The organism is Bacteroides sp. ET489, assembly GCF_030518095.1.
GTDB lineage: Bacteria > Bacteroidota > Bacteroidia > Bacteroidales > Bacteroidaceae > Bacteroides > Bacteroides ndongoniae.
Window position 1 is genome coordinate 1 of the sequence record NZ_JAULLJ010000113.1, and the last position, 905, is coordinate 905.

Consider the following 905-nt stretch of genomic DNA (forward strand, 5'->3'; position numbering starts at 1 on the left):
TGGATGGCAAGACCTATTACACCTGGATCAGGTACGCCGACACGGCAGAAGGAATTGGCATGAGCGACGACCCTACAGGGAAGAAATATATCGGGCTGGCATACAACAGGGAATCACCGTTGGAAGGGAACAATCCGGCCGACTATCTGTGGTCGCTCATCAAAGGCGAGGACGGTACCGATGGTGTGCCCGGAGCACCGGGTGCCGACGGGAAGACTTACTATACCTGGATTGCCTATTCTGACAACGCTGATGGCAGCGGCATGTACCAGACCCCCACATCGGAAACGCGTTATATCGGCATCGCTGTAAACAAGGAAACAGCTGTTGAAAGTACCGATCCGTCAGACTATGTCTGGAGCAAGTTCCGTGGTGATGACGGAACAGGTATCACATCAGTCGATGTTGAATACGCCCTTTCATCAAGCCGCACATCGGCGCCCACATCGGGTTGGAACACGACAGCTCCAACGGTGACTGCCGGCAAATACTTGTGGAGCCGTACCAAGGTGACATACACCGGCGGGCAGTACGTATATAGCGGAACGGCCTGCATCAGTGGTGCGGACGGGCAGGACGGTGCCGACGGTAAAGACGGCAAGGGCATCGCATCGGTGACAGAGCAGTATTATCTGAGCACGTCGAACACGTCGCTTACAGGAGGGTCATGGAGCAACACACCGCCGTCGAACGCGTCGGGCGGTTATGTATGGACACGCTCGCTGATTACCTATACTGACGGAACAAGCAACTACACGGCCGCCTTGTGCGTCACCGGTCCAAAAGGCGATTCGCTGGAGATACTGGGACGTTGGTACACGGGGCTGAGCGTGCCGAAGAACGGAGTGGTCACCATGGGCCCTAGCTCGTATATCGCCAAGTCGGCCACCACCAATCCGCCGCTG

1 pseudogene is annotated in these 905 nt (G+C 56.6%); it reads left to right on the forward strand.

The features are described 5' to 3' along the window. Positions 1-905, forward strand: a pseudogene (locus Q3C19_RS18245) (hypothetical protein); the annotation flags it as partial.